Raw genomic sequence first — 25,895 nt, forward strand, 5'->3', positions numbered from 1 at the left:
GCCACAGTGAATTTTCGAAGAATTGAGTGGATTTTTGTCGTTGCATTTGTCGTGTTAGACATTTTCTTGGTGTACATGTTTGTCCAGACAAGTTCAAGTGATTCCAGTAGTAAAACTGCCAGTGATACGACCACAATGGTGATTCGCGAGATGCACGAGGATAATATCAGTTTTAGTAATCCGAGTGCGCAACAAGGGACTGGTTATTATATTGCTGGGAGTAACGATAGTGGGCTCAAGCAACATCTCAGTCAATTGACCGGTCAGGTGACGCGGTTTCAAAGTGATGGGAAGTTAACGAGCACGCTACGGAGCACGGTTACCGTGGATGAAAGTCATCCGCAAGCGGCGTTAGATCAGTTTGTGCATCAGTCGACCAATGTTATTCATGGCAAACAATACGTGTACAGTGCGTCGTTATCGTCTAAAGGGGCTTATGTCTACGTCCAAAAAGTGGCGGATGGCGAGATTTTAACTGGCACGGGTCAGTTACATTTATTGGTCAATAAGAACAATCAGTTAGTAAGTTATACGCAAGCATACGTGAATAACGTGAAAACGTTACGAGAAAAAGCGGTGACGATTAGTGAGAAAAAGGCGTTAGTTGCGCTGTATCAATACAATCAAGTCTCCAATAATTCGCGCATTGTCTGGCGAAAGTTAGGCTATTCACGGCTATTAAAATTAAAAGATAGTAGTGTTTACGTGCCAACTTGGATTTTTGCGGTGCGGAGTAAGAACAGTTCCAATGTTAGCTTGCATCGGATCAATGCTTTTACTGGCGCAGCGATGAAGGCTAGCAATACGAGTGCGACCACCAGTACGGCAGTCAGTGAAACGACAGCTGGCATGGTGTGGAACGTCGAATAGCCTGTTTTAGGAGTTTGGGTTTTGAACCCAAACTTTTTTTATTATGACGGTGGTACCCGTTGACTTTTCAAGCCCAGCAAAAGCGTGTATCATAACAAGGTAGAATCTGATTTCAGAGATGGGAAGAACCTAAATAATGGTATTAAAGTTAGCAACGGATCAAATGCAAGTGAGTATCTTAGCTTCAGGGAGTACTGGCAATGTCACTTATATCGAGACACCAGAACACAAAGTGCTTGTGGATGCGGGATTAAGCGGTAAAAAGATTGCCAATTTGATGACCTCAATTGGTCGCGACATTAACGAAGTCGATAGTTTGTTTGTGACGCATGAACATACGGATCATTGTAAGGCTGCGGGGATTTTAGCGCGTAAATATGGCTTAGATGTCTATGCGAATCAGGGGACTTGGGATGCCATGGCGCATACTGTCGGCAATGTACCAGCAGAATTACAACATGTCTTCGCTCCAGATACGAGTTTAGACTTAGGTGATTTAGATATTGAGTCGTTTAGTGTGTCGCATGATGCCGCTGAACCGCAATTCTATGAATTACACCATGCGGGAAAATCCTTTGTTGTGATTACGGATACGGGGGTCGTTTCTGACCGTGTTGAAGGGGTTATTAAGGATGCGGATGGTTATTTATTTGAATGTAATCATGACTTAGAGATGCTGCGGATGGGCCGTTATCCTTGGCCGTTAAAGCAACGAATTCTAGGTGATGAGGGTCATTTGTCAAATGAAGATAGTGCCAATGCTTTGATGGATGTTATCGGAACGCGGACTAAACGCATTTATTTAGGGCATCGCAGTCAGGATAACAATATGAAGACGTTAGCCCATTTAACAGTGGCATCAATGATGAAAGAACACGATTTTGGTGTTGAACATGATTTTCAGTTGTTCGATACTGATCCTGAAACGGCCACGCAATTAGTGACCCTCTAGTGTAGATTTAAGTGTTCCACAAGGATTCAGTCATAGAAAAATCACATTTTTTCGGTAGAATAAACTTAAAAATTGATACTAGGTAGGGAGGGATCGCGTTTCGACGCGAAATTATGACAAATCATTCATTAGTCAAAGTTGCTGTCACGGCGCTCGTTGCTGGGTTATTAGGTGGCGGGATCGCTTACGGTGGCATTAGTTACTTCAGTAATAACAACGTTACGACGTCGGCAACTAGTGTACCGACAGGCTCCAACAAATCTGGTTCGACCGCGACCACGAACGTTAAAGTTAATGTGAGTTCCCAAGCCACCAAAGTCTTCAAGAATAATAAGGCTGCGGTTGTCTCCGTTATTAACTTACAAAAACAAAGTTCAGCTAGCAATAGTTGGAGTGGAATTTTGGGTGGTGACGACGGGTCATCATCTAGTAGTGATAGTTCCAGTTCTAGCTCGAATTCTTCCAGTAGTAAACTCGAAGAATATAGTGAGGGCTCTGGGTTAATTTATAAAAAGAGTGGCAATGTCGCTTATATCGTCACTAATAATCACGTGGTGAGTGGGTCAAATGCCGTTCGCGTGATTATGAGCGATGGGACTAAGCTATCCGCAAAGCTGGTTGGGACTGATTCAGTGACCGACTTGGCTGTCTTGAAGATTAATGCTGATAAAGTCACTAAGACTGCAAGTTTCGGTAATTCCGATAATATCGAAGTTGGTGAAAATGCGTTAGCGATTGGGTCACCATTAGGGTCTAGTTATGCGACGACGCTAACTGAGGGAATTATTTCTGCGAAGAAGCGGACGGTCGCCACGACCAATACATCCGGACAGCAGACGGGTTACGCCGCTGTTATCCAGACGGATGCTGCGATTAACCCCGGTAATTCTGGTGGGCCGCTCTTTAACTTAGCAGGCCAAGTTATTGGGATTAATTCGATGAAGCTGTCTTCCGATAGTTCTGGGACGAGTGTTGAAGGGATGGGCTTTGCCATTCCAAGTAACGAAGTCGTTAAGATTATCAATGAATTAGTTAAAAATGGTGAAGTTGTCCGGCCAGCATTAGGCGTGGCAACGTACAATGTATCAAGCATTCAAGCGAGTGATCGTAAATCTGTCTTGAAGTTGCCAACTAATGTGACTAATGGGGTCGTTATTATGAAGACCTACACTGGGTCACCGGCGAAAACCGCCGGACTAACGAAGTATGATGTGATTACGAAGTTAGGCAATACCAAGGTGACTAGTCTGGCAACGTTACGGACGGCGTTATACGAACACAGTGTTAATGATACGGTTGCCGTGACCTACTATCATGAAGGTAAGCTAAAAACGACCAACATGAAGTTAACGGAAACGACCAAAACGTTGAATAAACAAGCCAATTAATTGAAGTAGTTTTCATAAGCGTCCTGCGACGGTAATTGCGTTGCAGGGCGCTTTTTTGTGGATTTGCGCTGATTGATTGAAAAAGCGAACGAGCGAGTTTCAAAACAGGGCGTTAGGTCTTAAGATTGGTCGTTTGAAGGTGGTAAAGCCGAACAAATTTGGCTTAAGCGCAGTGAACCATTTATAACTCGAATGGGTGGGGGTGCAAAACGGTGGATAACTTCGGGGATAACTTTTACGGTTAGGGTGGATAATTTATTAACAGGCGTTAAATCGGCAATTTGGGCGGTTGAAAAGTTATCCACAAGTAGAGCGCTGGGCTGTGGACTAAATTTAAAAAATATATTTTAAATTGCGGCGATTGTTGATATAATAGGTTTTGTAACCGGCGTCGGCGAACAAATGTTGCTGTGGAAAACTGTGGATAAGTCGGAGGCCCCTTGACAAAATGGGGTGAAATAAATGTTGTGGCAAACGTACGTTCAACACAATATATAGATAAATTAGTTATACCCCTGTGGATAACTTTGTTAATAACTTGTGTAAAGGTGGTTAATTATGAACATCAAAATTATCTGTGTCGGTAAATTAAAAGAAAAATACTTCAAACAGGGCATTGCAGAATATGCCAAACGGATGAGTAAATTCGCTAAATTCCAAATCGTGGAGGTCTCGGATGAAAAGGCCCCTGAGTCATTAAGTAACGCAGAGATGGAAAATGTGATGGCAAAAGAAGGCCAACGGATTTTAGACAAGATTAAAGATCGCGATTATGTGTACGCACTAGCCATTTTAGGTAAAGAGCGTTCCAGCGAAGAATTCGCGGCCGAAATCGATAAGTTAACGACGTATGGTCATAGCGACATTGATTTTGTAATCGGTGGTTCACTAGGCTTGGCACCGGAAGTTTTACAGCGGGCCAATACCCAGATCTCATTTGGCCGTTTTACATTGCCACATCAGTTAATGCGGTTAGTGTTGACAGAGCAGGTATATCGGGCATTTATGATTAATATCGGTAGTCCGTATCATAAGTGATAGGGTAATATGCGGTATTTTTTGTTTTAGTGGGAATTGGTCGTGCTGGTGTTTTCGGAGAACGAAGTTGTGACTAGTTGCGATGCAGTCGGTTGGTTTTAAGATGAGCCATTTTTGACTGACAACTTAAAAGTAAGTTAATGTAAATCAAGGTTTTCAATAATTGAGAATGTTGCTATATCAAGGATGACGGACGCCAAGTATTCCCCACGCATGTGGGGGTTAATTTCAAGAATTATAAGTGGCATCCTAAACTGGGGTTTACAGTCATTTCTTAAGTTTAGCGTACTAGTCTAGATAACTGTTGTAAGTCTTTTTTTACTGTTATCCGTAATATGAAAAATGTTATTATTGTGTTTATGACAACTAGCCTAATAGTTTTAATAGTCCTGATGACTTATACGCTGAAACAGCAAGTGTCATTCTAAGCCTGTTAATTATTCGATAATTCTTTTATGATATTAGTAATGACACCGTTTTGACTTGGTTATATGTCATGCCCCACTGACTATTTTGATGTTTGCAAGGAGTGGGGCCACTGAAGTCTAGATAACTTACTACAATGAGCATCGCATACAAATGAAACTAGGGTCGCTGATAGAATATCGACAATCTGCCACCTAGAAAAGACAAGCACTATTCACTTTAACTTTTGGGATACACGCTATATATATCAAGGTGATGTGTCTTTTTTTACAAAAATAGTGTTGATGGAGAAATCCATCAACACTATTTTTGAGAATGGTCAGATAATCAGTAATTGGCAACAAAATAGCAAAGTTCTGAAGTTTCAGCTACAAGTGCTTTTTAATACGATTGAAACGGATCAGCTCGCAAGTAAGACTCACAATTTGATTGATGATGGTAATGAGCTTTGGTAGTGGCTAGAATATGAGTAATTGTCGAATAAAAAATTGATAGGTTATCAACTATAGTCAACATTAATAGGAATAGCATTAGTTGATTGGCTAATGTTGTTCTTATTATTAATGCTTTGTCATACAGAAATGGTACTCATATCGTTTGTCTTTCTTAGAGTTGATATTTTTTAATCAGATAAGCAGGTGTACAAGCCCAAGCATGACAATAACTATTAATTAGTGGATTGCCATAGGGAGAGTAATTACTGTCTTCTGGTTTGTAGGCCTCCCAGAATGTATCAGCGTGTTGTGCTATCATACCGCCCCAGTATGTCTTAAGTAATCGGCGTCCTTCAGTTCGTAATCCCGATTCTAAAAGAGCGGTAACGATGAAATGATACATATAAGGGGTTGCAATACCAGTAACTGGGAAGTAAGACCGGTATGCCTTCTGCATTAACTTGGTTGTTTGTTTAGACGGTAATACTTTTGCTAAGGCCATCCAAACCTGACTATAAAGATTAAATTCATGTTTGGGACCGCTTGTGAATAAGCCTTGATCGGCATCAAATAAAGTTGTTTGTGCGTATCGTGTTGTCCGTTCTAAGCTGGCTTGATAAATTGTGGAAGTTGGTAATTTTAAAGATGTTGTTAGGACTAAAAAGTCACGTAAAACGCTGATTAAAACTCCTTGAGCGGCGGTTGTTTTATCATAAATATCGCCCCAATCAATGAAGGCTGGCCAGGACTCCGGCAATTGTAACTTGCCATTGTGATCCACGTAAGTTAATGCTAAGTCGAGTTGCCGTTGGGCAATTGGGTAAAGTGTTAAACCAGTTGCTCGATCGTGAGTTTGGTCAACGTAGTCTTTTAAACAGCTGATAAAAAACAAGCTGTAATCAAAGAGAAATGTATCATCTGGGGCAGGTCTACCATGTGTGAAAATATTAGCACTAATTAATCCTCGAGTAGTTGGCATACCGGCAAATAAATATAAGCAGCGTTTAACTAAATCAGGATGATTAAAAGTTGCATAATTAGCCAACGCCTGCAAATGTAAATCTCCCAACCAAAGGCGTTGATCACGTTTAGGACCATCCTCAAACACATTTTGCATGCACTCTGCCAAGGTTTTGGTACTGACCCGTTCGATTTCTCGAAGTTCGGGGTCTTTAGAGGTTGGTCTGGGTAAGTTTTCTTCGTCAACGGCACTAGTAGCAGTAACGATTGGATTGGTCAGCAATACTTGCCATTTTGGCGACGTATCAATGACGGTAATTTTGACATATCGGAAACTGTAACGACGCGGCAATCTTAGGCTAGTGGGTAAGCTATCAATATGGAAAACTTCTTCGGCAATCCAGGATCGTGATAACCAGCCAGTGTAATTAGCTGAATCTAAGGCTAGCTCAGCCGGGACTTCGGCAAATTGGAATTTCAGCGTCAGAGGCGCATCCATATGAGCTCCGTGAGCAGAGAGGTCGAGAGCTAAATGACCGACATAATGATCACCAAAATCCAAAATACGACAGTCATCTCGGTGTAAGGGTAACTGTATCAGTTTATTGGGCAGTGGAACTAATTGTTTTTGCGTGTTTAAGGTATACCAACGCTTGACTGACTGCTGATGAACAATTAAAGTCGGCTCATTGGCGTCAGCTTGTGCTAAAAATTTTTGATTGTAATCAAATTTAATATTTGGATTGAGTTGAAATTTAAAAGCCATACAGATCACTCCTGTGAGGTTGTTGATTGTGAGTTTTGTTGTTTGTGACCGAGAAAATGGCCTGAAATCATGACGATAACTAGGATAATTAAAATAATGGCACAAACTGTTAGAATCATATCTGGATTATTATTACCAATCCTACTCCCGATTAGACTCATAAAATATGGGGCAACAAAGATTCCAATATTAACCACAATGAGTTCAATTGAGGAAGCCGCATTGTTAAGCGCTTTAGGCGTAATCTCTGAGACACGGAGAAAGATGGATGTCGAGCAGCATGTGAAGAAAGCTGCTGCAAAGACAACACCAAATGTAGAAACGAGCAAGCTATTGGAAGTTGCGGTGACTAATAATAATAAGGCCATCATAAACATTGCTAAAGGCAGTAGGGCATTCTTTAACCATTTATGGATTAAGCCGAAGAATATGCCAATGATCATTCCAATTGGTGCCGTTAAACTTAAGATGTAGGTAGCTTGTGAAGCATTCCCGTACCCCTTGCTAGTGACGAGTAAACCAAATTTTTGGTTGAATGTCATCCAAACCATGAATAAGAAAAACATGACGATTGCTAAGTAATAGACACGATGATCCATTGCTGAAAAGTTAGTTTTTTCTTTCTTTCCTTTGGCTGCAGGTTGAATATCCATTTCAGGTAGGATGAAATAAACAAGGATTAAAATCGCTAATAAGACAAAATAGGTTAAGAAACTATAGTGCCAGCTAAATTGTAATAAAACGCCAACCAAGCCTGTCAGAATCCAAGAAGCGAAATTGGAAACGGTACCAATTAAACCGTACATTGAGGAACGCTCATCACCATCATAAAAGTACGCAACAATACTATATGATAGCGGGTTCAACAATCCAATGCCTAGGCCAAAGATGAATCGAAAGGCTAAGATAAGATAAATATTGGGTACAAATGCCGGGGCAATCCCAGCTAAAAATGAAATTGCGAGTCCAATTAAGACAGTCTTCTTATAACCTATTTTATTAGTAACAAATGGACTAATCATTACGGCCAACATAATTGCTAAACTAGGTAGTGACGAAATTGATTCGACAATTGCTTGTGGGGCATTGGGAAAAGACCTTACCATTAAAGGAATGGCACCTGAAACAACCCCAGAAACGGTGGAATCAATTGAAATTGATAGAATTGAAGCTTTAAACCAAAAGCTGTGTTTATTTTGAGTGGTTTGCATTGATTAAGTCTCCTTTTTGATTGATGATGCTAATCATCGTGTTAATGTTTTGAGTATCTAACGTAGCATCAACGCGCTTTAAAGTGTTAAAGGTCATTAAGGCACCCATTGAGCGGGCTTTTAAGGGATCATCGTCCTTAGTCATTTCTAAGAATTCGGCCGATTTAGGATGCTTTTTAAATAAGGATTGTAGCGTTTTTGCCATTCCTGGTTGATGCAACATATCGCCAAGATTGCTGTCGGCGGTCACCGGGACTGGTATTTGAGCGATAGTCATTTCAGCATTGAGCTGAGGATCATCGCTGGCATTGCCGACGAATAGATGATAATGACCGGCATTGAGAACCCATTGGTGGATTGTTGAATCAAATGTTTGAAAGACTCGTTGGTCTAATTTGATAACTACCGATTTAGTTTGATTTGGAGCCAACTTAATTTTTGAAAATCCTGCTAATTGTAGCGGTTCCGGTCCACTGATCGAATCGGTATAACAGGTATAAACTTCAGCGGTTGCTTGGCCGGCTAAATGACCGGTGTTGGTTAAGTCAAAGGTAACTTGCGTCTGTGTCGAGTCAATGAGTGTATCTGTTGAATGATAAGCAAAGGTCGTGTATGATAGTCCAAATCCGAACGGAAATGCGACTGATTTATGAGTGGCAGCATAGTACTTGTATCCGATGAAGCGACCTTCACCGTAATTGACCGTGTGCTGATTTCCTGGAAAATTCAAATAACTGGGATTATCACTAAGATGTTGTGGAAAAGTCTCGGCTAATTTACCTGAGGGATTAACTTTGCCAAACAGAATATTGGCAATTGCACTGGCCCCGGCCTCGCCACCAAGATAGCTTTCCAAGATACCAGCAACTGAGTCTTTCCAAGGCATAGTTATGACAGAACCGTTGGCAAGAACGACGACTACAGGTTTGCCAGTAGCTGTTAATGCTTGAATCAGGTGATTTTGGTTTGCTGGTAGCTCTAGGTTATCACGATCATAACCTTCTGATTCGATTAGATCTGGTAATCCAGCAAAGACAACAATCATGTCTTGGTTTTCACTTGCAATGACAGCTTGATGAATTAAGTCAGTTTGGTTCTGATTGTCAATTTGGTAACCTTGAGCAAAAGTGAGGTTAGTCGTAAATTGTTTGAGTTCAGTTAGAGGCTGTTCTAAATGATAGGGATTCACATGAGAACTACCACCACCTTGAAAATGAGGATGGATTGCCATATCACCGACGACTAATAAATGTTGTTGGGATGTTAATGGTAGGGTCTGATCACTATTCTTAAGCAAAATCATACTTTCCTCAGCAACTTTACGAGCAAAATTATGATGTTCCTCACGATTATATTTTTGGCGATGCTGTCGTTCATTTGCAGCATCTAGTGCGAAAACAATATTGTGTTTAATAGCTCGATTTAAATCCGTTGTAGTGAGCTTTTTAGTTTCAAGGAGCTCTTGAATTTGTGCCGTGATACGTTCCTGATTTTCACCAGGCATTTGTAGGGTTAAACCATGTTTGAGACCTTGTGCAAGATTATGAGCAGCGAAACAGTCTGTAACGATGACACCGTCGAAGCCCCAATCTTTTCGTAACACATCCAATAGTTGTGGGTTGCTGGCGCAATAGTCACTATTGACCTGGTTGTAGGCTGTCATAATCATTTTAGGCTGACCAATTTTAACTGGTTTTTCGAAAGCGCGCAAATAAAGTTCATGAAGTGTTTGTTCATCTACCTGAACGTTAATGTTCATGCGCCGGGTTTCTTGATTGTTAAGCGCGAAATGTTTTAGACAAGCACCAATGCCTGTTGCTTGAATTCCTTGAATGAAGCGGGTTGCCAGTTCACTCGTTAAATAGGGATCTTCAGAATAATATTCAAAATTACGACCACCAAGTGGGCTACGTTTTAGATTGATGGCTGGCGCTAGCATCGTGTCGACATCTTCTTGTAAAGCCTCTTTACCAATATGCTGGCCAATTTGGGCAATTAAATCAGGATCCCAGGAGCTAGCGTAGGTACTGGGCGATGGATAGGCAGTACTTGGTTTGGTATTGTAAATATCTTCGTCAAAGTAGTCTTTTAAGCGCCGAATTCCAGCCGGACCATCTGCCAACAAAAATTTACTTAAATGATGATCCAAGTGGTTAATAGCAGTGGTTTCCCAGATAACCTGGGATAATAACTGTGCTTTTTCAGTGACAGTTAATTTGCCAATAATTTCATCAGCCAATTGTGAAGTAGTTGTCATTTTTCACGCTCCTCAATAAATTGAACAGATTTCAAGTTTCCCAGCCGGCCAACAGCATGATTTTCGGCGCCAAATTTCAGCCATACCCGATGAATACCAGCCGTTTTTGCCAAAGTTCCATGATAAATTTGATATGTTTGCCAATCAGGCCCAGGATGATTAATCTTAATCGTGCCAATTTTATGATTGTTTTCAAGCCAAACTTCGACACGCATTGGTTTTGGCGTTGCTAAACTTATTTTGAATTGTTGGCAATTGTGGCCAAAATCGACATGATCAAATTGAATCCAATCGTTATTTTTGACGTAGGCAAGCGTATCAGCGCTTCCTAGTGGATGTAGTGCCATCGGTTCAATTAACGCATTAAATGGTAGTTTTAGGCGCATTCGTGATAGACGACTAACGGTTATTGGCTGATTGACGGGTAAAGCGGTCTCAACTCCAGTTGAACTCATTTGGACTTCATTGATACTACCGTCTACGTTTAACGTTAATGGTTCAATACACAAGCGCCGGTTATAGATACTATTTTGACTAGAGCGATGATAGAAAACATATAATTGATGATTAACTAATTCAATTGAGCCATGATTATTCCAACTACTTGAGTCAGAACCGGTATTATCAATAATGATTCCCCTTTTGGTATAAGGACCTAGTGGTTGTTTGGCAGTGGCATAAGCTAATGACGTGGCACGACCACGTGAAATATCTGTATAAGTTAGATAATAAATTCCCTTAATCTTACGAATTGATGCTCCTTCATGGAAGCCGTGTTCATGTTCACTTAGGATATTAGTATTAATAGTGGTCGGAATAATTGTTTGCATATCGGTTGCAAGCTGGCCACCACGGAGATTGAATTGTCCCCAGAAATAGTAAGCTTGACCATCATCATCAATAAAAATGGCAGGATCAATACTTTGTCCATCTGCTGGGGTGACTGGGCCTAGGTTTTTAAATGGGCCGTCTGGTTTGTCGGCAACAGCAACACCCATGCGATTACCATACATACAGTAGTAGAGGTAATAACGGTTATGACTAACAATGCAATCTGGTGCACCTAGAGTTAAGCCATTGTTGACACCATGTTTTTTATCAGTACTATTAAAAATAATGCCATGGTCTTGCCAATGAATTAAATCTGTTGAAGAATAGGTCACATAGTTAGTGCTACAAAACTCGGTGTCGCCAGGATTATCGTGAGAACCGTAAAGATAAACACGACCATCCGGCATAATGCGAGCCTCGGCATCGGGAAGATAAACCGTTGGATCTAAGATAGGATTCATAATAAGGCTCCTTTTTTTGTAAACGTTTTCTTTGTTACGTGGATTATTGTAGCGGATAAGAATAAGATGGTGTTAGGGCATATTATGACGAGATAATATCGATATTTTGACTTTTACTAAAGAAGGAGAAATTATCATGCAATTGGAATATGATTCTGACTTACATGAACGCGTACAATTTGACAAAAATGTTCCGATGCGAATTTTTCGTGGATATGATCGTGGGCATGCGATGATTGTGCCACATATGCATGAAGCGATTGAGATTATTTATATTACGACTGGTGAGTTGCATATCATGGATGAAACAAAGCATTTCATACTAACTGCGGGTCAGTTTCATATTTTTAATTCTAATTCAGTACATTCAACACAATTTGATGGCACCTTATTAAAAGGAATTGTCTTACAAGTATCGTTCCGATTTATTAGGGATTTAGTACCGAATGCTGATATGTATTACTTTTCAGATAAGGTGGGCACACAGGACGCTAAAGAAGCAGTGATTACTTCATTAAATCAGTTACTAAAATTGGCTATAAAACATACTGAATTTAATTATTTAAGTATTTATGCGACTTTGATGACATTGTTACATAGGTTATTTACCAGTTTTAAAATGCCGCGGTCAGTGCGTGAACGTCGTCTCAGTGAAAAGTATTTTAAGCGAATTCAAAACATCACGACGTACATTGATCAGCATTATGCTGAAACAATAACTTTGACGACATTAGCAACCCAGGTTAATTTAAATGCGAGTTATTTATCTCGTTTTATCAAACGACACTTTGGGATAACTTTCTATGATTACTTAACTAATGTTCGATTAGACCATGTCTATTCGCAATTATTGACAACTGATAATGGTATTATGCAGATTGTTGAACAAACGGGTTTTGCTAATTATGCGCAATTTAGCAAAGAGTTTAAATTGAGATATGGTGTTCTTCCTAGCGTGGCTCGGCAGGAATATCTTGATAATCAGTAGGCAGTTAGCCTCAAAATCCCTGTCACCAAGCACTGAGTAATTGGTGGCAGGGATTATCTGGTTTTCTTTTTATTGATTCATGATGAAAATTACGTTTACCATTGATATGAACGAGTTGCTTAGTAAGCACGAGCTTAACTTGACCTAAGACATAAGCACCTTTGATATCACCAGTGTTTTTAAAGCGGCAATACCTTCTTTAGATAAATATAAGATACTCATTATAAAGCTCAGGATTTAATTGGTTATTTTGACGATGAACGTTCTTGTGGCCGGGTTCACTGGTGATTGGAAAAGTGGTTGGTAATTTGATTAGTGTATCCAAAAGTCCATGCACGTGAATATTCGCAATTTGTTGATTATCATAGATGTCGTCTTGCTGCCTTCTTTAAGACCACTATCGGCACTATTACTAAAAAAGACTGGCGAATGCGGGGTGATCCTCGGTATCACTTAGGTTGGTATAAAGTGTTCCCAAATTTATGGCAAGCAATTTTTTTAAGAACGCTTCCTTGAGAGATTTACTTAAGCAGCGGCTTAAAAAAACTGTTATTATTTAAGCACAGTATTTCACGGGAGTAATTACCCCATTGGAAACTCAGCAAGAACAGCGCGGGTCAACACCTACATTCACTAATTTTAAATTGGGTGGGGTGTTGCGATGCGTCATTATGGTGCAGTATTTTAATGGTTATACTAACGATAGTCCAAGCGATTGTGATGCTTGCTATCGCGTATTATATTTATAGTCGGGCGGTTTAACCTGAGTCGTGCAAAAAAGATCAGAGATGAAACTGATCTGATGTGGCTCAAGTTCTTACTGGCAATAAAAAAGCTACCTCATAAGAGATAGCACCCAAAGTATTGCGTCGTACTTGCGGGACAAGGTTAGAGCGACTAGCCTTATCTTTACATAAAAATTATATCATGAGGGTGAGATAGGTGCAAAAAATTGATATAGCACAACAAGTACAACGATTGTTAGATAGTGAGTTAACGGCTTATCGAATTGGAAAGGATACTGGGTTATCTATTACAGCTGTACAGCGACTTAAGACAGGTGAAAGCGCGATAGACAATCTAAGTGTTAAGACCGCACAAACGTTAATCGATTATGCGTGCAAAGAATTGGGATGCTAGCAATAGCGTCCTTTTTATTTTGCCGTGATTAAAAAGGACGAGCGATTAATGTGCCTATATGGATACAGTCGCGCGCTTGGTGAGAAGCTAAGTTAGGGAGGGCCTTGATATGTCCGTACAAGGTCACTCAAAAGGGTGGATGAAAGAGTGCTGGGTCTTGAATCACCGACTAATAATTCGACTCAATTAAATTATTAGCTTTTAATTCCTTATCATGTTTGCTAATATTAATATGTTCCCCATACATGGGGGTGATCCAATGATTAGGAAGGTCTGATCAGTGTTCCCTACGGATGTGGGGGTGAATTATGAGGGTTAAAGTGGGGGCGCTAATGAATGCGGTTACAACAGCTTGTCTTAAGGTTGAATCGTTTAAGCAAACAAAGGAGGAAAGTGGTTATGAAACCATCTAAACAGGCTGGCGCTTTATGGGCCAAAAAGCAATCGAAAGACGGTCAACAAGCGTGGCTGCCGCTAATCGTACATTTAATTGATACTAAAAATACCATTAACTGGTTATTTAATCATTGGTTGAGTGCCAGTCAACGGCAGTTATTGCAGGGGACATTATCAGAGGCGGAAGCACAGCAGTTGGTTGAACTAGTGGGCTTTATCCATGATATTGGAAAAGCCACCCCTGCGTTTCAAACCAAACAGTCGTATGACCGCGATGACGAATTGGATGACCAGTTAAAGGCCCAGTTAGCGTACAGCGGGTTTCTTGATTTAGATAAGTTATGCTTGGCATCACCGAATAAGTCGCTGCATGCTCGCGCAGGTGAAGTAATTGTTGATGAGCTTGGGCTACCGACTGCAATCGGCGCAGTTATTGGTGGTCATCATGGCAAGCCAGAAAGTAGTCGGCCATTTGAACAATTGGCAGCTTATACAGCCAATTATTTTCAAAGTGATAATGACCCTGAATTACAGGCCCCTTGGCGGCAGGTTCAAAAAGACTTACTTGACCTGGGGTTAGCATCAGCAGGTTATCACTCAGCAACTGAAGTCCCCACGATTAAGCAACCGCAGGCGGTTATCTTAGAGGGATTACTCATTATGGCTGATTGGTTAGCCTCTAGTGAGTATTTAGATTATGAACAAACTGTACCTCTTTTTCCGCTAATTGCGCTGGATCAGTCTTGGCAGTCAATCAATCTAACCACGCGGTTTCAAGCCGCTATCAGTGCTTGGAACCTGAGTGACGAGTGGGACCCACAACGTGTTCAGTTAGAGCATGCCTATCAGCAACGGTGGGGTTATGAGCCGCGGCCAGTTCAAAAAGTGATGACGGCGGCAATCGGTGCCCTTACTGATCCCGGCATGGTTATTGTGGAGGCACCCATGGGACTGGGAAAGACTGAAATTGCCCTAATTGCGGCTGAAGAGCTGGCTTATAGAACGGGTAGTGATGGGGTTTTTATCGGGTTACCTACGCAAGCAACCACTAATGCCATGTTTGAGCGGGTCGACGATTGGGTGAGCTTTTTAGCGCACCAGCAAGATAAAAATTTGGCTATTAAATTAATGCACAGTAAATCGCAATTCAATCAAACTTATCGAGAACTGCCGCATGCGGCGAATATTTATATGGCCGAAGACGACGCGGGCGCAGTGGTGGTTAATGATTGGTTTGCTGGGAAAAAATCTATTTTAACGAAGTTTACGGTTGGGACGATTGATAATCTGTTATTGATGGGCCTGAAACAAAAGCATTTATTCCTGCGTCATTTAGGTTTCAGCGGCAAGGTTGTTATTATTGATGAGGTTCACGCCTATGACGTTTATATGGATCAGTACCTCTATAAAGCCATCAGTTGGTTAGGTGCCTACCACGTGCCAATTGTGATTTTGTCAGCGACTTTACCAAAAGCCAAACGAAAAGCGTTGTTAGAAGCGTATTTGATTGGTAAGTATGGTCGCAAATATAAAAAACAATTAGTTGCACCGGCAAACTGGGCCGAAACGCAAGCGTACCCATTGTTAAGTCTGTTGGATGGTTGTGAAATTAAACAAGTTGAAGACTTTCCAGGTCAGAGTGATCAACCACCGATGAAGGTACAAGTCAAACAGTTAACTGGCTCGGATGAGGAACTGATGTCACAAGTGGCAGCAAAAATAGCGGCTGGTGGCGTTGCTGGGGTGATTGTTAATACCGTAAAACGTGCGCAAACATTGGCGCAGTTAGTTCCGGCGGATATTAAATTAATGGTTTTACATTCGGCTTTTTTGGCAACGGATCGAACCGCACAAGAAACGGCCTTACAGGCGGCGATTGGGAAGCAGGGTGACCGGCCGACTAAGTTAATTGTGATTGGAACCCAGGTGCTAGAGCAGTCTTTGGACATTGATTTCGATGTTTTATACACGGATATTGCACCGATGGATCTTATTTTACAACGGATTGGCCGGCTGCATCGTCATCAAATTAAGCGCCCACAGGCCTTGCAAGCGCCACAAGTATTTATTATGGGGATTCAAGATCAAAATGACTATGGCGCAGGCAATGAAGCAGTTTATGGCAAGTATTTACTGATGAAAACCGCACATTTTCTGAAAAGCACGCTAACATTACCAACTGATATTTCACCATTAGTTCAGCAAGTCTATGATCCGCAAACGGATGGGGAAGTTGCTGATCTTGAGGCCGCTAAGCAAAAATTTGATACTGATTTGGCGCAAGAAAGAAAAAAAGCTAAAGTCTTTCAAATTGCAAACCCTGACCTTAGCACTGAAGCCACCATCCACGACTGGCTAGGTCGTGATTTGGGACGCGTTGATCAAGATGAGCAAAAGGCTAATGCAGCAGTGCGCGATATTAAGGAAACCTTGGAGGTTATTTTGGTGCAACAGACAAGCGCTGGTAAGTTCTTGTTAGATGGGCGACCGTTAGCCAGTGTATCAGAACAAGTCATTGCGCAACAGGTGATCCGATTGCCAAACGCAGTAACGCCACGGATTGATCAGGCCATTCAAGCCTTAGAAACGTTAACCAGTCATTACTTTTTAGGTTGGCAAAATAGTATTTGGCTTAAAGGAGCCTTGGTATTACCATTGGATCAAAATTTAGCAACGGATTTTGAGGGTTGGCACTTATCATATACGGCTACCCAGGGTCTTAGCTATATAAAGGAGGATGAGCATGGATAAGCAAACGTTTAATTTAACCACGGACCCATGGATTAAGGTCATTGAAAGGCAGACCAATCAAACGCGAACCGTTTCTTTGATTGAGCTATTTGAACATGCCCAGGATTACCGGCAACTAGCCGGTGAGATGCATGCCCAAGATTTAGTTGTTTTACGCTTTTTACTTGCCATATTAACCACCGTTTATTCACGATTCGATGCCGATGATGAGCAATATGATTGGTTGATAACCAGTTCAGATTCGGCGCAATCATTAGTGGTCGATGAAATGGCGGATGAGACGGATATTCAGAAGGATCTATTAGCCACCTGGCGACAACTCAATCAAGCTGGCCATTTTTCCGCTGCAGTTACGACATATTTAAAACAACAAACTAAACGGTTTGACTTTTTTGGGGAACGGCCTTTTTATCAAGTAACCACAAAAGATTATGATGCCTTAGTTCCTAAAAACAAGCAGATTGCAGCGGGAAAGGGGCAAGTTGCGCTTAAACAACTGAATCGTCGTATTTCGGAAAGTAACAATACACCGGCCCTTTTTTCACCAAAGGCGGGGGAAACTAAGAATGAATTAGCATTGGACGAATTAGTCCGTTGGGTTATGACCTATCAGAATTTTACTGGGGTAACAGATAAAACCAAAGTGGTAACTGATGAAAAGTTTTCTAATTCAGCAGGATGGCCTTATCGGCTCAATCCGGTTTTTGCCAAAGGAACGTCCCTGTTTGAAACGTTAATGTTGAATTTAATCCTAGTTAATAAACGGGATGAAATGGCCCCGTATACGTTGCAGAAGCCCGTGTGGGAGTATCCAACGGTCAGTGCCTATATTGATGAACGAAAGCAACAGCTGCAACCAGATAATTTAGCTGCGCTGTATACCACTTGGTCCAGAATCCTACATATTGAGTGGGATGAAGCGGGGCAACCAACTATTTTTAGTGCGGGAATACCAATCTTTGCCGCCGATAATGCCTTAATTGAGCCGATGACAACTTGGCGATTGGATAAGAAAACCAATGATTACCGGCCGGCGGTTAAAGGATTACGGTCATTAGGGATTGCGATGTGGCGCAATTTTGGCCAGTATGTCAAAGTCAGACAAGCGGATGATAGTCATGAACCGGGGATTGTAATTTGGCTACGGACGCTAAAAGAAAAAGAAATAATTTCTCATAGTAAACCTTTAATTCTGAATTCAGTAGCTTTAATTAGTGATGGGAATGCAACCTCGCAGGCACCGGCAGTTGAAGTGGTCGATGATATGCAACTGCAAGCCGATGTCTTGTTTGATCCAGAAAGCGCTGACTATTGGCCGCTGCGAATTGAAGACACGATTGAACTAACTCAAACTATTGGGACTGACTACTATCACTTTGCTACCGATGTTGGTCGCATTCGTAATTTGGATGTGCGCACATTTGCCAACGGAATGAGTGCTAAATTTTACGAAGCGTTAAACGAACCGTTCAAGGCCTGGTTGGCCGACTTAACGGGAGACGATAATCGTGAAGAAAAAATTAATTTGTGGAAGCAAACCTTGGAGAGCATTGTGGTGCAGGCGGTTGATGAGACGTTACAAATCAGCTCACCACGCGATATTAAAGGTATCAATACGGAACATGGTATTTTAAACATCTTTACCGCAAAGAATCGTCTCATGTACAACTTACGGCAGCATCTCAAGCCACAGAAAGGGTGATTAAAAACTTATGACAGGAAAAATAGCAACAACGACTGCACGGATTATTAAGACGCTTTATCGTAATGGTGAACCCAATAAGGCCGTATTAGCTGATTTAAGAAGTGCTGCTACCGTGACGAGTCAACGTGCTCAAGGGGTTTGGCCAATTATGATGGCGAACTTAGAACGCTATCAACTTAGTCGCGATGGTGTGCCAACTTCAGCCGAAGTTGCGGTATATGCGGCGCTACGGTTCTATGCCATCCAGCAACAGGGGCAAACACAGTTGGTTTATGAATCGGCGGAAAATGGCAATGGACAAGCCTTCTTTTCGGCTTTAGCGCAGTTAAGGGCTCAAGAAGAGACCCGGGTGGCGTTAGACCGACGCATACAACCGCTGTTAGCGACGACGAATCCGACCAGTGTGATTAATGGATTGGCCCAATTGGTTAAAATATTAAAGGCTAATGATAGACAGCAAAAAATTGATTACGCTTGGTTAGCGCAAGATTTATATGGGCTACAGGCCAGCTATGAGCAAGCTAATCGGGTGCGTTTACGCTGGGGACAACAGTATTTTTGGATTAAGCAAGCATCCACTAAAAACGAAGGAGCACAAAACTAATGACGAGTAAAAATTTATATATTGATTTGAATGTGTTACAAACCGTGCCATCATCAAATATTAACCGTGACGATACTGGGGCACCGAAAACGGCCCTTTATGGTGGTGTCATGCGGGCGCGGGTTTCTTCTCAAAGTTGGAAGCATGCGGTTCGGAAGGAATTTAAAAATGACAATGTTTCGGTTGGAACGCGGACTAAAACGGCGCCGACCTTACTAGCGACTGAGTTACAAAAATGTGATGCAACCTTAGATGATGCAGCCGCCATGAAAAAAGTGACCGAAATTTTTAAAGCTGCCGGTATTAAGATCAATAAAGATAACGAAACCGGGGCCCTTTTATTAATTAGTCATGGTCAACTTAGCAAGTTAGCGCAATATGCCATTGATAATGAAGAGCTAGACAAAAAAGAACTGAAAAAAGTGTTAAAAGGCGACCAGTCATTGGATTTGGCGTTGTTTGGCCGCATGGTGGCAGATAACCCTGAATTGAATGTGGATGCTTCAGCACAGGTGGCCCACGCGATTTCGACCCACGAAGTTGTGCCAGAATACGATTATTTCACGGCATTGGATGATGAACAACCTAAAGATACTACTGGTGCAGCAATGTTAGGAACTATCGACTTTAACTCAGCAACACTCTATCGTTATGCTAATTTGAACATGACTGAATTAAGCCATAATCTCAATGAAACTGATGCGATTCAGGGAGCCACGGCCTTTATTAAAGACTTCTTGTTGTCAATGCCAAGTGGTAAGCAGAATACATTTGCGAATAAGACGTTGCCTAGTTATGTGATGGTTACATTGCGGACAGATACTCCAGTTAACTTAGTATCGGCCTTTGAAGAACCAGTTACTTCCAGTAATGGCTATGTTACACCGTCAATTAAAAAACTTGAAGCTGAATATACAGCTACGCGTCAATTTTTGGCACAACCACTCGAAAATTTAATTTTGAGTAAAAATGAGTCACAGGTTGGAAAACAGGTCACAAACCTCGATGAACTTTTGGCGCAGGTTACCGAGGCTTTATCAAAGGCGGTTCAGGATGAAAACATTAACGATTAAATTAACGGCGCCGTTACAGTCGTATGGTAACGAAGCGAGTTTTTCACGGCGTACCACGACGCATTATCCGACCAAAAGCGCTGTGATTGGAATGGTTGCAGCAGCTTTGGGTTATCGGCGATCGGATCAGCGGATTTTAGCACTCAATGACTTGAGTTTTGCAGTCAGGATTGATCAAGTTGCTAAAATACTCACGGATTATCAAACGGTTGAATGGAAAAAGGATACGAGAAAGATTACGTATCGAGACTATCTTCAAGATGCGGTGTTCATGGTCGCACTCGGTAGTCAGCAGGATCAGTTAATTGATGAGATTCAGGATGCTTTACGTCATCCCCATTTTCAATTGTTTTTAGGGCGGCGTTCAAATGCTCCGGCTGGTGTTCTTCAGTTACAGGTATTCACAGAGACCACTCCGCTTGCGGTATTAGAACAGATTGCTTGGCAGGCAGCGCCATGGTATCAAAAAAAGAATCAAGTTCGCACGTTAGACATTGTTGCGGATGCTAATTTAGTGCCAACGGCTCAAGGTGCGATGATTAAAGACCAAGTTGAGTCGTTTGACCAACGTAATCGGCGATATGGCTTTCGAGCGATTGCTAAGACCAGCGTCAGCTTGAACCAGCTAGGTTCTCAGGCACATGATATTATGGGATTTCTCTAGAAAGGAGCAAGTATGTATTTATCAAGAGTTGAAATTGATTATAACAATCGGTATAAAATCAAAGATTTAACACATCTTGGGGCCTTTCATAATTGGGTTGAACAGAGTTTTCCGGCTGAACTAGTCGCGGGACAACGGAATCGGCATTTATGGCGGCTTGATGAATTGGCCGGCAGAAAATATTTGTTAGTGTTGAGTGCCGCTAAGCCCGATTTAGACTTGCTGGTAAAATACGGCGTGCCCGGAACGGCGATAACGAAGTCGTATGATCAATTCTTAGACAAGCTACAGGTCGGGCAACGGATGCGATTTCGATTAACGGCTAATCCCACGCATACCATCAGTCAACCAGGTAAAGCGCAAGGTCGAGTGGTCCCACATATTACGATTGACCAGCAACGACAATGGTTAATGGATCGTGCTGAAAAAGCAGGCTTTCAGTTAAGCACGCCAGTGGCAGCTGATGTATCGGACTTACAGGAGTCGCGAACCTTCGATATTGTTAGTCGAGAATGGCCCGTCTTGCATCGCAAAGCTGGTCGGGGTGTCCGCTTGAGTCGGGTGACTTTTGAGGGCGTCTTAATAATCACTGATGTGGCTGATTTTAAGCAAACCTTGATTAAAGGACTTGGTCGTGAAAAAGCCTTTGGAATGGGCTTAATGACGGTTATCCCGGAGGATTAGCAAATGGCTAAACAAATTGGTGCTAAGCACCCAGAACGCTATGAGTTAGGACGAGTTCGTGATCGAGTTACTTTTTTATACTTGGAACATGCCAAGTTAAATCGTCAAAATAGTGCGATTCAAGTTACAGATCAGCGGGGTGTGGTCTATGTTCCAGCGACGATAATCAGTGTGCTTATGCTCGGTCCAGGCGTTGATGTGACACATCGGGCCATGGAACTCATTGGTGAATCCGGTTTGGGTGTTGTCTGGGTTGGTGAATATGGGGTCCGGCAATACGCAGCTGGTCGTTCATTGAATCATTCCTCAACCTTACTTGAGGCACAGGCCAAGTTAGTATCTAATCAACGGTCACGACTCATGGTTGCGCGGCAGATGTATCAGATGCGTTTTCCTAATGATGACGTTTCGGAGCTTACGATGCAAGCATTACGCGGCAAGGAAGGTGCACGTGTGCGTCAAGTTTATTTAAAACAATCCCGTGAAACTGGTGTGGACTGGGAAAAACGTGAGTACAATCCAGATGATTTTGAGGCTGGTACGCCAATTAACAAAGCATTAACGGCTGCACATCAGGCTTTATATGGGTTGAGCTATAGTGTGATTGCCGCAATGGGTGCTTCAGCGGGGCTTGGTTTTGTGCACACTGGGCATGACTTGGCCTTTGTTTACGATTTTGCTGATTTATATAAGGCTGAATTTTCGATTCCAACGGCGTTTAGGGTTGCTGCTGAATTTGGAGATGACCCAGACATTGGTAGTCGAACCCGGTTGGCGATGCGTGATACTTTTGTTGACGGTAAATTATTAATTCGCATGGTCAAAGATTTAAAAGCACTTTTGGGCCTGCCAATAGTTGAAGATGATGTTGGCGTTGTTAATTTATGGGACGATAAGATGGGATTGCAAAAATTCGGTGTTCAGTATCATGAACTGCCAGTAGATGAACGCTCATGATTGTGATAACGCTGACTAAAGTGCCAAAGTCGCTGCAAGGTGATTTAACGAAATGGTATCAAGAGATTCAGACAGGTGTTTATGTGGGTAATGTTAGTGCGCGAATTCGCGATGCATTATGGACTCGGATTATGGAAAATATTGGTCGCGGTGAAGCTACCATGGTCTATAATGCGAATAATGAATTAGGTTATCAGTTTAAAACAACGCGTCAAGATCGAGCAGTCCTTGATTTTGATGGCTTACCATTGATGATGCATTTGAATGTTGCGACTGGCAATGTCAAACATGGATTTAGTGATGCCGCGAAGTTTCATCGAGCAAAAGTTATGACCCGTAAAGCGGCTAATCGAACGTCATTGCCAACTAAGTTGTCACCGTTAGTAACGATTGATCTTGAAACGACCGGCTTAGATGCGGCTAAAGATGCCATCATATCAATCGGTGCCGTTAGACGATTAGATGCGAATCAAGTGGATCATTTTTATCAGTTAATTCAGATCAAATCGGCAGTGCCAAAAAAAATCACGGCGCTCACACAGCTCACTACTGAAATGTTGAACACGACCGGCGTTAGCTTAGCTGCGGGGTTACAAGCATTGCAAGCGTTCGTCGGTGATTTACCCATCGTCGGTTACAATTTGCGATTTGATGAGCTTTTTCTGACAACTGGTTTTGAGCAAGTCGGGCAAACTGATTTAGCTAATCAGTGGTTAGATTTGCTACCGATGGTCAAAAAATCGAATAAATTTTTAGATAATTACCGGCTATCAACTGTATTGAGTGAATACGGTATCAAAAATAATACGCCACATAATGCACTTTCAGATGCGACGGCAACGTTCACATTAGCAGACAAGTTAATTGAAAACAGGGTTTTGAAAATTTAAGAACCGCGGTATAACAGTGATTCTTTAGTGTATTCCCCACGCATGTGGGGGTGATCCTTTAACTTTTAGTCCACCAGCCGTGCATGTGTCGTATTCCCCACGCATGTGGGGGTGATCCTCGAGCCGACAATCTAATTTGGTCTAAGAAAGGGTATTCCCCACGCATGTGGGGGTGATCCCACTTGTAACCCTACTCTACCAAGGGTTGTAAGGTATTCCCCACGCATGTGGGGGTGATCCTAATGGCAGGGCATCATTGGCACTTGGCTGCGTAGTATTCCCCACGCATGTGGGGGTGATCCTCATAGCCGCGAATGACGCTACCAATGCCGGTGGTATTCCCCACGCATGTGGGGGTGATCCTGTTAACGATCCATCCATGTTATTCAGTAAGTTGTATTCCCCACGCATGTGGGGGTGATCCTCGTCGTTCGTTTCACTACCAATTCCCCTTTCAGTATTCCCCACGCATGTGGGGGTGATCCTAAATTTACCTTCAATTTAGAAGGAAAAGTAAAGTATTCCCCACGCATGTGGGGGTGATCCCGTTCGAACTCTTCCAAGCGTAGAAACTTCTACGTATTCCCCACGCATGTGGGGGTGATCCTATCACAAACAGAATCGGCAGGTCACCCTTTATGTATTCCCCACGCATGTGGGGGTGATCCTCCAGAAACGGCGCTATCAGCAAGTGCGGTTGAGTATTCCCCACGCATGTGGGGGTGATCCTGACAAAACAATCGTCAATGTTGTCATATCCAAGTATTCCCCACGCATGTGGGGGTGATCCTTTACTAATCCGGTTATAAAACCCGTTAGCATTGTATTCCCCACGCATGTGGGGGTGATCCTGATTATAATTTCAGCTATTCAAGTTCAGTTAAGTATTCCCCACGCATGTGGGGGTGATCCTATAAAGCTAAAACTGATGACCAAATTATTAAGGTATTCCCCACGCATGTGGGGGTGATCCTTTCTGGCCTAGCGTGCCACGTCTGGGGTTCTCGTATTCCCCACGCATGTGGGGGTGATCCCGATAATTCAAAATGGACACAGTCATATTTGAGGTATTCCCCACGCATGTGGGGGTGATCCCAACAACCGTGCTCCCACCGTTATTAGATGATGGTATTCCCCACGCATGTGGGGGTGATCCTAAAATTAATTTCATGAAAACGGAAAAGGGCGGGTATTCCCCACGCATGTGGGGGTGATCCCTGGCACCATTTGTTTAGCTGTGTAAACCGAAGGTATTCCCCACGCATGTGGGGGTGATCCTCGGTTAATTTCACTCTATCTTACCCGCTTTCTGTATTCCCCACGCATGTGGGGGTGATCCTAGAAACCAAGGAAGCAGATATAACAGCACCTTGTATTCCCCACGCATGTGGGGGTGATCCCAAAATCACCTTTAATCTGATCTAGCGCCTCTTGTATTCCCCACGCATGTGGGGGTGATCCTAAGCAACGTTGATAAACTTTTCAATTCTTGATGTATTCCCCACGCATGTGGGGGTGATCCCATTTTTCTATAAAATATCATTGACATCTATAAGTATTCCCCACGCATGTGGGGGTGATCCTCACGGCTAACGTATATTCCTACTTGATTGATGGTATTCCCCACGCATGTGGGGGTGATCCTCACGGCTAACGTATATTCCTACTTGATTGATGGTATTCCCCACGCATGTGGGGGTGATCCTCAGTCAAAGATGAATTGCAGATCACTTTTACCGTATTCCCCACGCATGTGGGGGTGATCCCACGTATGGGAAAGATATGTCTGACGGAGCACAGTATTCCCCACGCATGTGGGGGTGATCCCCAGCCCGAACATCTAATCCCGTATGCACCTCAAGTATTCCCCACGCATGTGGGGGTGATCCCCAAGCAATGCGAATATCACTGATGGGAAGGTCGTATTCCCCACGCATGTGGGGGTGATCCCGTCAGCTTACTGACGAAGCGGATATTCAAATCGTATTCCCCACGCATGTGGGGGTGATCCCTTGACGACGGTCTTGAGCGTGTATGTTTTTTTGTATTCCCCACGCATGTGGGGTAGTCTTATAATTATTCTAATGACGAAGAAAATTGTGAATAAAGACTCATTGAAAAAAGCTATCAGATTCAACGGATATTAGTAATCTTCAAATACGGGTATTTGTAGACCTACCTAAGATACAATCATTTCAAGATGGTAATAAACAAATAGCTTTAATTACCGCTAATGCTGTATTGGACACTTGAAAGCGGAAAATTATCTGACCTTACCATTCAATAATCTTGATTGAGTAGCTTTTACGACGGCGTTAATTTGTTATTATATGACAGATATACTGGAATTGGTAGATGGCTCCTTTTAAGCCGATTACAGCGACGCTTCCCATAACGTCTAAACGTAGGCTTCAGTTGTAGCAACTCCTGAAAGATGCCTCGAATGAGT

18 protein-coding genes and 1 CRISPR repeat array are annotated in these 25,895 nt (G+C 42.4%); of the genes, 14 read left to right on the forward strand and 4 right to left on the reverse strand.

The genetic code is table 11. From position 1 onward, the window contains the following. Window positions 1-6: 6 nt before the first annotated feature. The 4 genes from C5Z26_RS08255 (at window position 7) to rlmH (ending at window position 4,248) form a co-directional block, all read left to right on the forward strand. Window positions 7-870, forward strand: coding sequence for a two-component system regulatory protein YycI (locus C5Z26_RS08255; RefSeq protein WP_105449490.1), 864 nt, complete (start codon window positions 7-9; stop codon window positions 868-870). Between the two features lie 136 nt (window positions 871-1,006). After that, window positions 1,007-1,822 carry an MBL fold metallo-hydrolase gene (locus tag C5Z26_RS08260; protein WP_105449491.1) on the forward strand — a complete coding sequence of 272 codons (816 nt, stop codon included), beginning with the start codon at window positions 1,007-1,009 and terminating at the stop codon, window positions 1,820-1,822. 113 nt (window positions 1,823-1,935) lie between these two features. Next, the gene (locus C5Z26_RS08265) at window positions 1,936-3,210 is read left to right on the forward strand and encodes a S1C family serine protease (RefSeq protein ID WP_105449492.1); all 1,275 of its coding nucleotides are present in this window, start codon (window positions 1,936-1,938) and stop codon (window positions 3,208-3,210) included. Between the two features lie 558 nt (window positions 3,211-3,768). Continuing rightward, window positions 3,769-4,248 (forward strand): 23S rRNA (pseudouridine(1915)-N(3))-methyltransferase RlmH, encoded by a 480-nt coding sequence (rlmH, locus tag C5Z26_RS08270; protein WP_105449493.1) that lies wholly within the window; start codon window positions 3,769-3,771, stop codon window positions 4,246-4,248. 1,032 nt (window positions 4,249-5,280) lie between these two features. Here the strand turns inward: rlmH and C5Z26_RS08275 are convergent. From C5Z26_RS08275 to C5Z26_RS08290, 4 genes are read right to left on the reverse strand one after another with little or no spacing between them, the layout of a single operon-like run. Continuing rightward, entirely contained in the window at window positions 5,281-6,834 is a 1,554-nt protein-coding gene (locus C5Z26_RS08275; protein ID WP_105449494.1) for an alpha-L-rhamnosidase-related protein, read from the reverse strand. 5 nt (window positions 6,835-6,839) lie between these two features. Further along, complete coding sequence (locus C5Z26_RS08280; protein ID WP_105449495.1) at window positions 6,840-8,045, reverse strand: MFS transporter; 1,206 nt, start codon at window positions 8,043-8,045, stop codon at window positions 6,840-6,842. Then, a complete protein-coding gene (locus tag C5Z26_RS08285; RefSeq protein WP_105449496.1) occupies window positions 8,026-10,302 on the reverse strand; it encodes a beta-glucosidase in 2,277 nt (758 codons plus the stop codon). The genes C5Z26_RS08280 and C5Z26_RS08285 overlap by 20 nt, the downstream gene beginning before the upstream one ends. Continuing rightward, the gene (locus C5Z26_RS08290; RefSeq protein ID WP_105449497.1) at window positions 10,299-11,594 is read right to left on the reverse strand and encodes a family 43 glycosylhydrolase; all 1,296 of its coding nucleotides are present in this window, start codon (window positions 11,592-11,594) and stop codon (window positions 10,299-10,301) included. The genes C5Z26_RS08285 and C5Z26_RS08290 overlap by 4 nt, the downstream gene beginning before the upstream one ends. A gap of 136 nt (window positions 11,595-11,730) precedes the next feature. Here C5Z26_RS08290 and C5Z26_RS08295 point away from each other — a divergent pair, with 136 nt between their 5' ends. The 10 genes from C5Z26_RS08295 to cas2e all read left to right on the forward strand — a co-directional run bounded on the left by C5Z26_RS08295 (window position 11,731) and on the right by cas2e (window position 23,446). Next, complete coding sequence (locus tag C5Z26_RS08295) at window positions 11,731-12,582, forward strand: helix-turn-helix transcriptional regulator (RefSeq protein ID WP_105449498.1); 852 nt, start codon at window positions 11,731-11,733, stop codon at window positions 12,580-12,582. Between the two features lie 942 nt (window positions 12,583-13,524). Beyond that, window positions 13,525-13,722: a hypothetical protein gene (locus C5Z26_RS08300; RefSeq protein ID WP_105449499.1), complete on the forward strand. Its 198-nt coding sequence runs from the start codon at window positions 13,525-13,527 to the stop codon at window positions 13,720-13,722. Window positions 13,723-14,121: 399 nt separating this feature from the next. Beyond that, window positions 14,122-16,869, forward strand: a complete 2,748-nt coding sequence (locus C5Z26_RS08305) for a CRISPR-associated helicase/endonuclease Cas3 (protein WP_105449500.1) — start codon at window positions 14,122-14,124, stop codon at window positions 16,867-16,869. Next, complete coding sequence (locus tag C5Z26_RS08310) at window positions 16,862-18,571, forward strand: type I-E CRISPR-associated protein Cse1/CasA (RefSeq protein ID WP_105449501.1); 1,710 nt, start codon at window positions 16,862-16,864, stop codon at window positions 18,569-18,571. Before C5Z26_RS08305 ends, C5Z26_RS08310 begins: the two co-directional genes overlap by 8 nt. Window positions 18,572-18,581: 10 nt before the next feature. Continuing rightward, window positions 18,582-19,178 (forward strand): type I-E CRISPR-associated protein Cse2/CasB, encoded by a 597-nt coding sequence (gene casB / locus C5Z26_RS08315; protein WP_105449502.1) that lies wholly within the window; start codon window positions 18,582-18,584, stop codon window positions 19,176-19,178. Further along, window positions 19,178-20,251 carry a type I-E CRISPR-associated protein Cas7/Cse4/CasC gene (cas7e, locus tag C5Z26_RS08320; RefSeq protein WP_105449503.1) on the forward strand — a complete coding sequence of 358 codons (1,074 nt, stop codon included), beginning with the start codon at window positions 19,178-19,180 and terminating at the stop codon, window positions 20,249-20,251. The genes casB and cas7e overlap by 1 nt, the downstream gene beginning before the upstream one ends. Further along, window positions 20,232-20,915 (forward strand): type I-E CRISPR-associated protein Cas5/CasD, encoded by a 684-nt coding sequence (gene cas5e, locus C5Z26_RS08325; RefSeq protein ID WP_105449504.1) that lies wholly within the window; start codon window positions 20,232-20,234, stop codon window positions 20,913-20,915. Before cas7e ends, cas5e begins: the two co-directional genes overlap by 20 nt. A 12-nt stretch (window positions 20,916-20,927) precedes the next feature. Beyond that, on the forward strand, window positions 20,928-21,599 hold the full coding sequence (gene cas6e, locus C5Z26_RS08330) for a type I-E CRISPR-associated protein Cas6/Cse3/CasE (RefSeq protein ID WP_105449505.1): 672 nt from the start codon (window positions 20,928-20,930) through the stop codon (window positions 21,597-21,599). A gap of 3 nt (window positions 21,600-21,602) precedes the next feature. After that, window positions 21,603-22,556 carry a type I-E CRISPR-associated endonuclease Cas1e gene (gene cas1e, locus C5Z26_RS08335; RefSeq protein WP_105449506.1) on the forward strand — a complete coding sequence of 318 codons (954 nt, stop codon included), beginning with the start codon at window positions 21,603-21,605 and terminating at the stop codon, window positions 22,554-22,556. Further along, window positions 22,553-23,446 carry a type I-E CRISPR-associated endoribonuclease Cas2e gene (gene cas2e, locus C5Z26_RS08340; protein WP_105449507.1) on the forward strand — a complete coding sequence of 298 codons (894 nt, stop codon included), beginning with the start codon at window positions 22,553-22,555 and terminating at the stop codon, window positions 23,444-23,446. Before cas1e ends, cas2e begins: the two co-directional genes overlap by 4 nt. 29 nt (window positions 23,447-23,475) lie before the next feature. Continuing rightward, window positions 23,476-25,458: a CRISPR direct-repeat array (repeat unit 29 nt; unit sequence GTATTCCCCACGCATGTGGGGGTGATCCT). Window positions 25,459-25,895: the final 437 nt, after the last annotated feature.

It is taken from the genome of Lactobacillus sp. CBA3606, from assembly GCF_002970935.1.
Lineage (GTDB): Bacteria > Bacillota > Bacilli > Lactobacillales > Lactobacillaceae > Lactiplantibacillus.